Annotated in this window: 10 protein-coding genes; 2 read left to right on the top strand and 8 right to left on the bottom strand. The window is 35.7% G+C overall.

Features of this window, described 5'->3' with window-relative positions; all coding sequences use genetic code 11:
- Positions 1-401 precede the first annotated feature (401 nt).
- A complete protein-coding gene (locus tag DUT69_RS17570) occupies positions 402-1157 on the bottom strand; it encodes a glycosyltransferase family 2 protein (protein ID WP_113654564.1) in 756 nt (251 codons plus the stop codon).
- Complete coding sequence (locus tag DUT69_RS17565) at positions 1154-2434, bottom strand: glycosyltransferase (protein WP_240186752.1); 1281 nt, start codon at positions 2432-2434, stop codon at positions 1154-1156. The genes DUT69_RS17570 and DUT69_RS17565 overlap by 4 nt, the downstream gene beginning before the upstream one ends.
- 143 nt (positions 2435-2577) lie before the next feature.
- On the opposite strand from DUT69_RS17565, the gene DUT69_RS17560 reads away from it, so the two are divergent.
- Both DUT69_RS17560 and DUT69_RS17555 read left to right on the top strand, forming a co-directional pair.
- On the top strand, positions 2578-3324 hold the full coding sequence (locus DUT69_RS17560; RefSeq protein WP_113654563.1) for a class I SAM-dependent methyltransferase: 747 nt from the start codon (positions 2578-2580) through the stop codon (positions 3322-3324).
- A gap of 57 nt (positions 3325-3381) precedes the next feature.
- Positions 3382-4902, top strand: a complete 1521-nt coding sequence (locus DUT69_RS17555; RefSeq protein ID WP_113654562.1) for a rhomboid family intramembrane serine protease — start codon at positions 3382-3384, stop codon at positions 4900-4902.
- On the opposite strand, the gene DUT69_RS17550 is transcribed toward DUT69_RS17555, so the two are convergent.
- The 6 genes from DUT69_RS17550 to DUT69_RS17525 are packed head-to-tail and all read right to left on the bottom strand — an operon-like array spanning position 4899 to position 15004.
- Positions 4899-6350 (bottom strand): alpha-L-fucosidase, encoded by a 1452-nt coding sequence (locus DUT69_RS17550; protein ID WP_113654561.1) that lies wholly within the window; start codon positions 6348-6350, stop codon positions 4899-4901. The two genes, DUT69_RS17555 and DUT69_RS17550, sit on opposite strands and share 4 nt — an antisense overlap.
- A 60-nt stretch (positions 6351-6410) precedes the next feature.
- Positions 6411-7325, bottom strand: a complete 915-nt coding sequence (locus DUT69_RS17545; RefSeq protein WP_113654560.1) for a glycosyltransferase — start codon at positions 7323-7325, stop codon at positions 6411-6413.
- 12 nt (positions 7326-7337) lie between these two features.
- Entirely contained in the window at positions 7338-7985 is a 648-nt protein-coding gene (locus DUT69_RS17540) for a class I SAM-dependent methyltransferase (protein WP_113654559.1), read from the bottom strand.
- Positions 7982-9307, bottom strand: coding sequence for a flippase (locus DUT69_RS17535; RefSeq protein ID WP_113654558.1), 1326 nt, complete (start codon positions 9305-9307; stop codon positions 7982-7984). Before DUT69_RS17535 ends, DUT69_RS17540 begins: the two co-directional genes overlap by 4 nt.
- A gap of 55 nt (positions 9308-9362) precedes the next feature.
- A complete protein-coding gene (locus DUT69_RS17530; protein ID WP_113654557.1) occupies positions 9363-12188 on the bottom strand; it encodes a hypothetical protein in 2826 nt (941 codons plus the stop codon).
- A 14-nt stretch (positions 12189-12202) separates the two neighbouring features.
- Positions 12203-15004, bottom strand: a complete 2802-nt coding sequence (locus DUT69_RS17525; RefSeq protein ID WP_113654556.1) for a hypothetical protein — start codon at positions 15002-15004, stop codon at positions 12203-12205.
- Positions 15005-15030 lie beyond the last annotated feature (26 nt).

The following is a 15030-nucleotide window of genomic DNA, read 5'->3' as shown; positions in this document are numbered from 1 at the left end:
AAACCTTAAAGGAAGCCCCATCACGGAAGTGGTGGGGCTTTCCTTGTTTACGGCAGTCCGGACCGACCGGAACGGTGATCAAGTCCCGAGAACCGAACGCACCAAGACCGCCATGCCCCGGCATTTGCAGCGGCCTTCCCGTAGTTCGCTGCCGAAGGCATAATCCAATATTAGTTTCGGCGTTAACATATAAATTATTTAAAACTAGTTGATAATTCAGTCCTAGGAAATGAAGCTAAATCCCATTGAGTCTAGCAAAATTAAATCTAATGGTCCAATAAGCTGAATTTATTGACTATATATACTTGATAGGATATTTTCCAAGTTGATTTGCTGTAAAAGTGATTTATTGGATAGAACAATGAGATTTTTATTCAGCTAACAAAATCCCAAATAATAACCTAGTCGTTGGTTCTGCGATGTCTTACAAAATACTGCGCTAGGTTAAGCGCAATGAAGGCATGATTGAGCAAATTTGGGATGAAGCCATAATAATGGCTCAGTATTTTAAAACGCTCTTTTAAGCTAGCTAGATGTTTTTTCTTAGAAATGCCACCAACAAGATATTTGGCAACATAGATGTGAGTATTTACAATGTTCGACGATTTTTTGGCAGCTTTTAAAATCCAATCGATATCGGAACTATATTTATATTTAAGATCGTAAGGCTGTGTTAAACTACGTTTGATGTAAATCGCCTGATGGCTAACATTCATGCCAAATTTAAAGCTATGCCAGTCGAAATGTTCTGGTGCTCGGTGTCTACGCTGACCTAAACTATTCCAATTTTCATCGAACATTTCGGTTTCCCCATAATAAATATCGCCCGATGGCGCAGAGGAGAAAACATTTTCAACGGTGTCTGATGCATAAATTTCGTCGCCGGAATTCATAAACAATACGTAGTCGCCAGTCGCTAGTGAAAGTCCTTTATTCATAGCGTCGTAAATGCCTTTATCAGGTTCTGAGATAAATTGTGCTATACGATTTTTGTATTTATAAATTATATCTTTAGTGCCATCTGTAGAATTTCCATCAATTAAAATATACTCGATGTTAGCATAAGTTTGATCCAACACTGAAAGCATTGTTCGCTCGATGTCTTTTACATTGTTATAAACGATTGTAATAACGCTTAGTTTAGGATTTATCGTCATTTAGGCAATGCGTTTATTAAGGTTTGATAAATTTCTTCGTGTTGTGTAGCAATTACAGCTGGCGCAAAGCGATTTAATATCGTTCTACGAGCTTCTTTTTGTACGGCTTCTTTGTCTTCATGTAAAAAAAGCCATTCAACTCCGTCAGCTAAATCGGTAGATGATTTATAATCTGCCAGATAGCCATTTTGCAAGTGCGACACCATATCCGGAATTCCACCCGTTTTAAAGGCGATTACCGGCGTTGCACAGGCCAAGCTTTCCATTACGGTATTTGGTAAATTATCTTCTAAAGATGGCGTTATAAATGCATCTGCCGCTGCGTAGCATTTTGCTAAATGCTCATCTTTATTAATCGTGCCTAAAAAAGTTGTTTTAAAAGGAAACTCAGGCATATTTTTTTCATCCTTGTTACCGAAAATTACCAATTCAATTTGTTCGTTAGGTATTTCAGGTCTGCGAGCTAACTCATTAAGCGCATCAATTAAATATTGTGTTCCTTTATGCTTATCATTTTTAGATGGCATAAATCCACTCATTAACACAAAATGATTTGCTGGGATCTTTAAAATCTGTTTCGCCTCAGCCTTAACATAAGGTTTAAATACGTCAATTTCTATCGTGTTAGGTACAACAGAAACATTTCTAATACCTAGTAAGCTACTTTGTTTTACAGAATTTGCCATCCAATTACTTGGCGCAACAATATGAAAGTTAAATTCAGAATAGGCCTTTTGTTTGCGTAACCAATTCTTGTTTGAAATATCTGTTTTACCACTTAAACGTAACACAGGGCAATTGCCGCATTGTTGATGAAAATTCTCGCAGGTATAACGTACGTGGCAACCTCCAGTAAAGGCGTTACTATCATGAAAAGTCCAAACCACCGGTTTTTCCAATTCATCTAGCTCTGCTAAAAACTTTGGAGTTAGAAAACCATGATTTACCCAATGCAAATGAATTACATCTGCTTCTTTTAGCTTTGGATGGTTTATAATAGACTTACCAAACCATTGCAACGAGAAAGGAGTTTTAACTGCTTTAACAAGTATTTTAGCTAAGTAGCGTTCTGCCATGATATTGAAAACCGCCATGGCTTTAGCGAAAATGCCATTTGTAAAAGAAGATACTTTGCTGTTTTTTCCGAACTTGTAGTAAACTATAACTTCAGACTGTACGCCATTTTCGTTTAGCGCATCGCTAAGACGAAGGCAAGCTCTGCCGGCGCCTCCATTTCCATCGTAAGTATTTAGGTGTACAACTTTCAAATCAACCAAAAATACATTTTATTCGTACAAACCAAATTGTTAATAATTGTTAAATTGAAAAATAGTTTGCTTATTTAATAATTGAAGGCACAGTAAGCAATATAATTTAAACCTTTTATTTTTTGCTATTCTTTATGTTTCTTTGCTAAACTATGGATAACCTTTTAACCGACAGAGATTTTTGGGTAAAATATTGGGAGAGTAAAACTGATTTATCGGTTAACATACCTGCGAATTATTTATTTCATCGCCAACTGGCGGATATAGTATCAAAACAAAATGTAAAAACGGCGATTGAACTTGGTGGTTTTCCAGGGTATTATGCGGTTTTTTTAAAGCGATATCTAAATTTGGATGTAACGTTACTGGATTATTTTGTTCATCCACCGATCACACATCAATTATTACAAACTAACGGTTTGGCCAAGGGCGATATTAAAGTTATAGAAACAGATTTGTTTAAATACGAGCCAGAAAACACATATGATTTAGTTCTCTCGTGTGGATTGATAGAACATTTTTTAGACACCGAAGATATTATTAAACGACACATCGCATTCTTAAAACCGGGTGGGACGCTGTTTATAACCTTGCCAAATTTTACCGCTGTTAACGGCTGGTTTCAGAAGAAATTTGATAAAGAAAATTATGACAAGCACAATATCGAGAGCATGAATCCAGCCTTGCTAGCTGATATTTGCAAAAGAGCGGGTCTAAAGGAAGTAAAAGCTGGCTATTTTGGTGGCTTTAGCATTTGGTTGGAGAACGAAAAGCAAAAATCAATAGGGGTAAGGTTGTTTAAGAAAACGGTTTGGTTTGCCGGAAAGGTTTTAACGAAAATAATCCCTTTTGAAAGTAAGGGACTATCTCCGTATATCGTGTTAACTGCTAAAAAGTAGGCAAAATTTATAACTGCAATAGTAGCTGTAAAATATACTCTAACTCAAATTAACGATATGTCCATTAGCTGGGGTTACTCTCCGAAAATTGAAAAATATATACCGTTAGGAGATTTTCCGACAGATAAGTATTTGGTAATTGCTAAACAGGCGATTGAGAATTTAGGTTGGAAACTCAGTCACATTTCAGCGAGTGGTATCATTGCCTACACACCGTTATCATTCCAATCTTACAGCGAGGAGATTTCTGTTAGGATAACGGACAATTTTGCCTTGGTTAAAAGCGAATGTATTGGCATACAAATGTTTTTTAATGATTACGGAAAAAATGATGCCAACTTGGAAAAGTTCTTCCATGAGTTTGAGTACGTAGAATATCATTTAAAAGATATTTGGGAGGAAATTTTGAACAGCTTTCATGAATTTGTTGCCACGCAAGACGATGAGTATTTTGAAAAGGCACCTTTAACAGTAAAGAACAAAATAAAAAATGTGCTTTATCTGTTTTATCCGCGTAAGGGGTATTTTGTTACGCCTATTTTGATTATCTTAAATATCATCGCCTATGGCATGTTTGCCTTTGGATCAGTATTTATTTATAGAATGTTGTATAAATCAGGAGCTTCTTACGAATTGATAGAGAAAGTTCCATCCTACTTCGGTGCTAACAGCAGAGAGCTTGTTTTAAAAGGTCAAGTTTGGAGATTAATAACCCATCAATTTTTACATGGTTCGTTATTGCATTTGTTTTTTAACATGTATGCATTAGCCTATATCGGTTTAATGGTAGAACATAAACTTAAATCAACCAAGTATATAGCTGTATATGTATTAAGCGGTATTTGCGGTGGTTTATTAAGTATTATTTTTCACGAGTTGAATTATTCGATTGGTGCATCTGGTGCTATTTTAGGATTATTTGGCGCTTTTTTGGCTCTTTTATCAAATAACGCATTCGAAAAAAATGCAAGTAGGGCAATGCTTGTTAGCACCGTGTTAGTTTGTGCCCTAATGTTAATTAATGGCTTACGTGGTAATACTGATAATTGGGCACATGTAGGCGGAATAACATCTGGATTTCTAATATGCTTTATACTGATTACAGAAAGAATAGTTTTACAAGTATATTTTAGGTTCGCTTCTGCAATAGTCGTTGTTCTGGTGTTTGCTGCTACCGTATTAACTTTTACAACCAATTACGAACCGAAGAAATTTTTTGCGTTAGAAAGAGCTTTTAAACAAAATTCTAAAGACTATGCAGGTGTTTACAGCATAAGTATGCGTTTAACAAGTGAGGAAAGGTTAAGGCGAGTAAACGATTATGGAATTAAAGTTTGGGAACGGAACAGGCAGATAGTTAAACAAATGAATGTTTTGCAACTAAATGAAGAACATGCTTTAGTTCGTAAATACTATGAAAAAATAACGGATAAGACATTAGAGTTCACAAAAATACTCTACTTGGAAGCGGCAGACGATGTTCCACAATATAAAGCAAAGCTAGATACGGTGATGGCGCAAATCAATAAGTTAAAAGAAGAAGCTAATAAAAATACGAATAGGCACTGGGGTTATTAACCTGCATATTTGTAAAGTCCAATTTTGCTTAAAGCAATACAAACTGGCGCTTTAATTTTTATACGAACCTTATTGCTTTTAGCAACTTGGCTTAATTTTATCAAACGTTTTGCTCCTATGCTTGCTCCGGCGTAAACTTGTCGCCATTTTTCCTGTTCGTAAACGTCAATAGTAAAACTATCTATTCTTTGGCCAAGGGCGATAAATTCTTGCAAGCTAATTATATCAAAAGTAGATTCTTTTTTTAAATCTAGGCTTAGCGTTGCTTGATGAACATCATCTGTAGTAGCCCAGTAATTTTGTGAATTTTCGCTTATTAAATTAGTTGGCATGTATTTGTTGCCTCTGGTATTAGATGCTGTTATTTTAGCGCCAATTAATAAGTTGGAAGCAAAAGTTTTATTAAGTATTTCGCCAAAAACACTCAATGTATTTACATCGTCATCGTTTATTATACCGGCAGTATTTGGTGCTAAACCTAGGTCTAAACCTGCGCCACGCCCAACACTTTTTAGATATAGTTCGAATAGTTTTTCGGGGCTTTTAGGCTTTTCGTTTGCATGAAAAAACCAACCCTTTCTTAACGGAACATCACATTCTGCAGGCATCCAAAATTTGCCATTTTTAATTCCGGCTGGGCTTTGCGGGTAATTTGCCTGACCTGGAACTGCCACATTTTTTCCATCAGGAGGCATTGGCGTAAACGTAGCCCAGCTTGTGTCGGCGGCAAAACCATCTTCGTTACCAACCCAACGTACGTCTAAACCAACATCGCTAAAAATGTTTGCCATTGGTTGCAGGTTTCTAGTAATTTGCCAAGTGTTTTTCCAATCGTAATAAGTGGTATTATCTATAGATCTTTTTTCTTTTGCGCCACCATAATACCCATCGCCACCGTTTGCGCCATCGTGCCAACTCATAAACAATTCGCCGTAATTGGTGTAAAGTTCTCTAAGTTGCGCTTGGTAAATTTTCAAATAGCTATCTGTTCCGTAACTTGTATTGTTTCTATCCCACGGCGAGCAATAAATGCCAAATTTAAGTCCGTGTTTACGAGCAGCAAGTTCCATTTCTTTCACTAAATCGCCTTTGCCATTTCTAAACGGACTTTTGGTAATATTATATTCTGTGGTTTTTGTAGGCCATAGTGCAAAACCATCGTGATGTTTGGCTACCAAAATGATTGCTTTTAAACCGCCAGCCTTAGCTGATTTTACAATTTGCTCCGCATCGAAATTTGTAGGATTGAAAGTTTTCGGGTCTGCATCGCCATAGCCCCATTCTTTATTTTCGAAAGTAGTTGGCGTAAAATGCACCAAACCATAAAGCTCTATATTATGCCAAGCTAATTGCCTTTGTGAAGGAATTGCACCATAAGGTTTTGGAGCCGGTTGGGCAAAAGCTTTAACAGATACCAAAAAAAATAACACAAAGTGGATGATTTTCATACGCTTGATTTGCGAAATGAAATTAAGGATTTATTAAGAAGAAAACAGTGTGTACAAGGATTATTTGCCGAAATATTTATTCAGTTTTTCTCTGACAAACCTATTGATACGTTGCATTATGCTACCTTTCCTATCCTTTAGAAAACGCTTTATTGATTCGTAAGCTTTTGCGTTTTCTTCAATTATTGTTGGAAACTGCGTAATAGGTTTTGGGTTGATGATTACATTGTAGATATCATTCATTCCAGAATGTATGCCAGTTCCATCGTGGCCAATGTTGTTTACTAAGGATTGAGCTGGATTTAAAGTTAATCCACCTTTTAAAAAGATAGAAGCATACCAACGAATAGCCCATGAATTATTCTTTCCATTTTTGAAATCTTTCATTTGTTTCCAAAAATTCATGGTGTCATCAATAGCAAATTCTCGCTTTCTCCTTGCGTCAAATTTGCTCATTAACTTGTCTATATTTGGCTCAAAGCTTTGCCAAGCACTTGACCAAGTTGCCCATCCCCAGCTTGTAGCAGCTCTATAAAAGAAACTTTCAGGTAAATTTTTATCATCTAAAACATACATGTAAGCGCCAATATGCATTACTTTTTCCTCATTGCGATAGCGATTTAAAGCCTCGTTAAAATACGTTAGCGTATACGGTGATGAAATCAAATCATCTTCAAAAACAATAACCTGACCATAAGTTTCTGTAAGTTTTGTTACACCCGCAATTACCGAGTTTGCCAAGCCCAAATTGGTACTGCTTTCGATAACTTCTACAGATTTAAAACCATCAACATCTTTAATATATTCGCGAACGGCCTTTACTTTCTCTTCATCATCTGCCGTTTTTGCACCATCAGAAAAAATGAAAAGTCTGCTTTCAGTTGCTAATTCGTTCTGTTGTAAAAATTTAATCGTTCTTTCGGTATGTTTCGGTCTATTGTAAACGAAAAGTGCAATTGGTGCGAAATTCTGCATGTTAAATGTTTGTTAGATTCCTAAACAGTTATCGGCTTTATAAAATACAGAGGTTGTTTTGTTGTAGAACAATCCTGGCGATATACCTGTAAAAGGTAATTCTTTAAACCCTTTTTCGATTAAAAATGTTCTTGCTTTTTGATAAACTTCTCTTTCCGAATCGTCTAAAATTAATACACCGCTTTCAGTTAAAGCATTTATACTATTAATGCAACAATTTACTCGGTCGCGACCATCAACAATAATGATGTCAAATTTTTCGCCTAAAAGTGTAGCTTTTTTACTGTATTCGCCGCCACGCTCTAAAGCCGTGAAAATCATTTCCGCATTGCTCGCTTTTTCTTTTACAATTCTATCGTACCACGCTTTATCATGTTCTACAGAAACTACTTTTTTTACGTTTTTGGCATAAAACAAAGTTGAATTTCCAGAGCCATACTCAAAAATGGAAAGATTGTTATTTAGTCGAGTTTTTATAAAATCTATGAATGAATAAGTAACCCAGGGTATTGGTTGGTTGTTAGCATCTACAGCTTGGTGATTATCAAACGCAGTAAACCATCCGATAGTTGATAAATAGCCTTTGTGGCCATAAGATAGTAGTGCAGCAAGCCTTTTAGGTTTGCCAATTAATGTTGCTAATGCTTTAAGTTTGCTCAACGTTTTATAATTTTTTGAAATGCAGTGATCAAAAATAATGATTTTAACATCATTATTCCCTGTGGTCTGGTTTTAGGAATAAGTAATACCATAAATGCTGCCGAGAAGTAGGCTATCACCGTAGCAATTGCTGTCCCTATCATGCCCATTTTTGGTATTAAAAGTAGGTTTAGGATGATGTTGATTAAGGCGCCAACGCCGGTTCTGATAAAAGTTAGTTTGCTGTAGCCTTCGGCAATTAGGTACTGGCCACTTGCCACCCCTAAAAACACAAAAATACTTCCCCAAACGTGTATGGATAAAGCAGGTGCAGCGGTAGCAAATTCTGGTTTGAAAAGTTTGTAAATAATTGGCGAGGCAAATGTTACGAAAATTGCAAAAGCCAAACTCATCCAAACCATTAAATCGTAAAGGTTTTGTAAGCGTTTTTTATATCGCTCTGCGTCGTCTCTGCGAGCATTTAATATTGCTGGGAAAAGTGAAGAAACGATAGCTACAGGTACGAAATTTAAGGCTTCGCTAAAACTTACTGCAGTTGCATAAACACCAGCTTCGGCGGTTCCTTTTTCGCCCAGAATCTCTTTTAGCATCAATAGATCTATTTTCATGTAAACCGAAACCATTATGCCGGAAATAATCAATGGCCAAGAATAATGTAGAAGTTTCTTAGCTAATTTGCCATCAAAGCCCCAATTAAAAATTGATCTCCCTTTACGCTGGTAAACAGCAAAATATCCAATTGAAAGTAGCAGGATGTCGAATATATAGGAGAAAACGAAATAAATTAGCGGAGAACTGGTAAAGATTAGCGTAATTTTTATTACTGCAGATATTAGGTTGCCAATAATCTGCACTTGCATGATATATTTAGATTTTACTTCAGATTGGAAATAAGCATCTACCACAGTTAAGGACTGAAAAAGTCCTGTAAAGGAAAGTATAAATATAATTCGATAGGAAATATCAGCGAGTGGATAAAGTTGCCATGCCATAAAAATGGCAGGTATGCATGCCAAACCGGCCATCACTTTTAGTAAAAATGCTGTGCCTAATATTTTATCTCTGTTGCTTGGGTTTTGATGTAGTTCTTTAACTATAAACTGATCGAGACCTAAGCCGGCAATGGATGCAAACAAGTACACATACGTGATAGCAGAGGTTAAGATGCCGTTATTATAGCCTAAAAGATAGTTGGCAACTTTAATGCTCACAAACATTTTAATGGCCAAACTACCAACGCGACCAAGCATTAATAAGCCCGTATTCTTTAAATACTTGTTAAATGCTTCTTCGTTAAAACCTTTTATGGCGGGTAGTTTCATCAGCGCAAATATGCAAAAATAAAATTGGCCATTTTAGCTGGACTTTTATAGATAATTACTCGGGTTGAGGAGGGTTGAGAATGCTAATTGTAGTCGATTTAAATCCAAATCGACCATTTAAATCTGTACCTTCAATTTTAACGGTGTAGGTGCTCGGCTTATCTGCTGCATAAAATGATATTTTTGCCTTACCATTTTCGTCGGTAACTATATTGGCATCCCAAAAAATAGTAGAACGATAATCTGGTTGATTTTTATTTGCCAGCATATATTTTGGACTATAAAATTCTTTAGGAAAATAGATCGGTTGCGGGCGATGCACGTATACTCCTGGGGTTGTAATAACCCAGGGCCCTTTGCCACTTCTTGTTTTTATATCAAGAAAAACTGAGTTACAACCACGGTAAACATTAATATCTACAATATCTTGAGCAGTTAAAATGTTAAAGATGCTCTGGTTTATAAAGAAAACCTCAGGTTCCATAGCAGTTCGGCTAACATTGAATGGATTTTCATTGTAATAATCATGGCCCCATTGAGTTAAAATATGAGTATTTACTTTGTCTATGAATACATGCGATATCAGTTTAGCCCCTACCATAAAGTTTGAAAATTCATGTTTTCTAGGCCTCATGGCCGGAGGAAACTCTACTCCATTAACTTCTCTCGGTTCAGTTCCAAAACATCCATCGGCATAAAAATTTCCGATAGTAAATCCTTCTATTTTTTCGTAAAGTAGCGTCAATAGCGTTTTTTTCGGAATTTTTTTAAGCTCTTCTTCGGTTATTTTTTTCAAAAAGGTTACGTCCCACGCGTGGGTTTGCATAATTTCCTTTTGCCTTACCTGCCCTTTAATTACCACTTCTTTTAAACGTTCGCCTTCTAGTTTAATTTTCGATGCATCTATAGGCTTTTTTTGAATTTCCTTGTTTTTGTAATAGTTGAGCATGCTAGTATCCGTATTTATATACCAAGGTTTAATTTGTGAAAGGAAGGTGATTTTACTGGCAGGCGTAAACTCGTCTACATTTATTGTTGCTAGAGATGTTTTGCCTTTTTGGTTTTTTATTTTAATGGTGTAGGCAGCGCTATCAATAAATGGAATATCCTTAAACTTAAAATATCCATCGCTGTTACTAATTGTATCTGTTAGAAAAATTGTTTTGCCTAACGACATCAAAGTCAAATTGATATTTGGGACAGGATTTTTAAGTAAATTAGTTAACCGTCCATTAATTTCATTTCCCTTTTCTGCTTTAAATTTTGGGCTTGGTTTGTCTGTCAATGTAGTATTCCAATTATAGCCAACCCAAGCTTGGGTTAGCAACAAATTGTCTAGCGCCAATAATGTAGAAGCGTCCTCATCTTTAAAATACCACGAAGGATTCTCAACATTTCCCTTTAAATCGCTCTGCAATAAAAAATAGCTGGCAATATTACTTTCATTGTCAACTTTTACCTGGCTATCATCGGTAACGCTTATCGAAAAACTTCCACTCGCAGGCAAGCCGGCTTCTGTAAGCGCTTTTAAGTTTAAACTTATACTATCTCTTGTTTTAAAGTTGGTGTTATTTGCCTCTACCTTTAGGTACATCCATTGCTTTCGGTTAATAAATACATGGCGTTCGTTAACAGGGCTGCCATCTGGCGAGAATAATGTAAAATGAATAATACCATCCGGAAAATCTAGTTTGGGTAATTTCAGTGTTCTAAAACCCTGTGTTAGGTTGATTTTTACGTTTAGTATAGTTTCTCCAGAAGATTGGGCAAAAAGTTCGTAACCATTCAGCCTTTTGCTTTCACTTGCTTTAAGGTAAATATATAGCGAGTCTCTTTTAGATAGGTGGTCTATACGTAGGGTAGTGCCCTCATCTTTAGTTGCCGGAAGAGTTTGTTTATGTTCTGTGCCATTTAGATTATATATTGCAGTGTAGGTTTCGCCTTTCACGGGTAACAAAAAAAAGTTGCCCATTCCTTTGTGGCCAACATTTAATTCTGCTCGTGTTTCGTTTTTGCTATCTACAATTCTTCCTGAAATATTTTTTCCTAGGCCATCGGCTCCGATAGCCTTAAAGGCTACTTTGCCAAATATTCCGTTAACCATATAACCGCCTTCTGGCATAAATTGGAGGTCAACTTCGTCTACTTCTTGTAAGCTAATAGGTAAGACAGATTGTCTGGACCGGTCTTTTTTATCCGTAATTATTAGGCTGTAATTTCCATTAATATTATTTTCTCCCAAAGGGATTTGTGTTTCTATTAAACCTTGTAGAGAGGTTTGCAAATCTGCTTTCATCAACTTTTTTTTATCATTCATCAGCACAATTTCAACATCTTTAAGACCTGCAACTTCGTTTTTTAAATTGGTGATTCGCACTTTTAAGTCGAGTGTTTTTTTACCGGCAGTGTTTAATTTTTGGTGAGCGTCTAAAAGCCAAGTTTTTTCTCCGGCATTACCGATGTAAAAACTTTTTTGAAAAAAATAGTCGCTTCCAAAATTTTGTTGCCAATTGCTATACGCTCTTAGCAAGTAAGAACCCTCTTTTAGTTTTGCAGACAGAGCGAAATCTCCATAACCTAAACCATTGTTTAGCATTATGGATCTTCTTTCTACCATCATCAAACTATCGTTAAAAAGCTCTACATAAATTTTATCGGTTTTACTATTTACACCTAAATTTCCGTTTAGAAGAATGCTTTTGAACCAAAGTGTATCGCCCACGTTATAATAAGGCTTGTCTGTAGAGATATAAATTTTTTCGGTTGGTAAGAGGCTATTGTAAGTAGCTATTTTTTCGACAAGGGTATTTGGCTTTTGGGCTGTTGCAGAAATTTGAATTAACATTACAACAACCGAAAAAACTAGGCAGAATTTTTTCATCGCAAACATTTATGTTATTTACTTCCGGCAGTAGGCTTACTATTGGTTAATGTAAATTTCTTAAATCCAAACCTGCCATTTAAATCGGTTCCTTCAATTTTTACAGTATAGGTACTAGGACTATCCGCGGCATAAAAAGATATTTTCGCTTTGCCATTTTCATCGGTAACTATGTTTGCATCCCAAAAAATTGTAGAGCGGTTATCTGGAAACGGACTAACTTTGTTAACATATTTTGGACTGTAAAACTCTTTAGCTAAATAAATTGGTTGGGGCCGAAAAATGTATCTTCCTGGTGTTGGCGTGATCCATGGGCCTTTTCCGCCTCTGGTTGTTATATCGAGGTAATAATAAACACAGCCTCTATACAGTGTAACATTTGTAATTTCACTTGCGGTTAGCGTATTGAATATGTAATTATTAATTTCGAACACAGCTGGACCGTAATTAGGTTCTATGCCACCACCTGCCTTTGAACTCAGGCTTGTTCCAGTTACTTGGTAATTATCATCCGTTCCAGATGCAACGAGGTTAGTATTAACTTTATCAATAATTACATGAGATAATAAAGCACTGCCTATTCTAAAGCTCGAAAAACTATGCCTTCCAGGTCTACCTGTACAGCTATCGGACCAAAAATTTCCGATATTAAAATTTGGAAATTTTTCCAATAAAAGGTCTTTCAGTAATTTTTGAGGAACTTTTTTTAAATCCTCCTCGGTAATTTCATTCAAAAATTTAGCGTCCCAAGCATTTTTTACAATAATTTCTTTTAATCTGGCTTGGCCTTTAATAATCACTTCATTTAATAAGGTGCCTGTTCGTACGCTCTGTGCACGTTCTTTCTGTTTAATTTCAGTTTCAGCAGATTTGAAATTTTTTAAAAAAGTACTGTCTACGTTTAAGTACCAAGGTTTTAGCAACTCTTTCGACGGTAACTCTTTCGCCCTAACAAAATCATCTACAATGATAGTTCCCGTTGCTGTTTTACCTTTTTGATTTTTGATTTTTAGCATATAAGAAACGCTGTCACTCAAGGGTATATCTCCAAATGAAAACTTTCCGCTGGCATTTGTCAGTGTATCAACAAACATAATTTCCCTACCCAAAGAAAGTAGATTTACCTTTATACCTTCTAGAGGTTTATTAAAAAGGCCAGTAACTTTTCCTTCAATTTTATTATCTTTTTCTGCCTTAAATTTTGGCTCTGTTAACGGTCGTGTTATTTCTTGCCAGTTGTAGCCAACCCAAGCTTGCGTTAAAAGCAAGTGATCTAGTGCAATTTGACTGGTTGATGAATTATTTTCGAAATACCACCCCGAACTTTCTATACTACCTTTAACAGAACTTTTTAACAAAAAATGGCTTATGATGTTATTATCGTACTCATCTTGCTTAACTTGTTTATCATCAGTTACTGTAACCGCGAATGCACCAGTTAAGGGAGTTCCTTTTTCATCTGTTGCCGATAATTCTAATGCAACACTATCTAAAGATGTGTAATTAAAGTTTCCGGCTAAAGCCAAATTTATATTTTGAGAATGATTTACGAATGCATGACGTTCGTTTAGCGGAATTGTAGCAGGAGATAATAATGTGAAATGAATTATTCCATCAGGCAACTCAGTTTTTGGAAGTTTTAATGTAGAAAAACCGTTACGTAAGTTGAGCTTAATCTGGAATATTAGTTCATTATCTTTTTGAATTAACAAGTTATAACCTTCATTTCTGCTTAATTCGCTTGCTTTTACATAGATGTATAAGGAATCTTTATTTGATAGGTGGTCAACTCTTAAAGTTGTTCCTTCTAATTTAGCAATAGGCAGTGTTGTTTTAATTTCTTTGCCATTTATGCTTCGAACAGCACTGTAAATTTCTCCTTTTTCTGGAAACAAGAAAAAGCTACCCATGCCTTTATGCGTAGTTTTAAAACCTGTAAGGGTTTCGTTTTTACTATTAACGATTTTTCCTTGTATTTCCTTTCCTAGACCATCCGAGCCTACTGCCTTAAATGCAACCTTTCCATAGATCCCGTTTACCATATGGCCACCTTCAGGCAAAAATTGCAAATCAACGGCATCTTCTGGTTTTAATATTACCGGAATAATATATCTTTTGGATTTATCGTTTTTTTGACTTATTACTACGTTATAGTTACCAGATGTCTGCTTATCTGATATTGGTATTTTAGTTTCTAAAGTTCCATCTGTTTTTGTTTGCAAATTGGCCTTAGAAATCTTTTTATTTCCATTTTCTAAGTAAAGTTCAACATCTTTTAATCCGGCAGGTTCCCCGTTAATATTTTTTATTCTCAGTTTTAGGTCTAACTCGTTGTTATCTAAATTAGCATTAAATTTTTGATAAGAGTCAAAAAGCCAGGTTGTGGTTTGGGCATTGCCGATATAGATACTTTTTTGGAAAAAATAGTCATCACCAAAATTTTGTTGCCAGTTGCTATAAGCTCTAATGGTGTAAGTTCCATTGGGTAAACTTTTAGATAATTCAAAATCTCCATAACCTAAGCCATTATTTAACGCAATAACTTTATTGTCTAACAGTTTTAAGCTGTCATTAAATAATTCTACATATATTTTCGCAGATATTTTTGTTGCCGTGAAATCTGCATTTAGCAAATAACTTTTAAACCACAAGGTATCTCCTGCACTGTAGTAAGGTTTATCTAAGGTGAGGTAAATTTTCTCTATTGGAAAAGACTTATTATATGCGTCTATTTTATCGGCAATAGTAGTGGTTTGCGAATTAGCATTTAAGTGGACCGCTATTAGTAATAATAGGTTGAGGAGCGCTTTTTTCATTTAGCGGATTTTTATTGTTAACTATA

The organism is Pedobacter namyangjuensis (assembly GCF_003313325.1).
Lineage (GTDB): Bacteria > Bacteroidota > Bacteroidia > Sphingobacteriales > Sphingobacteriaceae > Pedobacter > Pedobacter namyangjuensis.
Note: the sequence above shows the minus strand (reverse complement) of the source record. Positions and strands in the feature narration are given on the sequence as shown.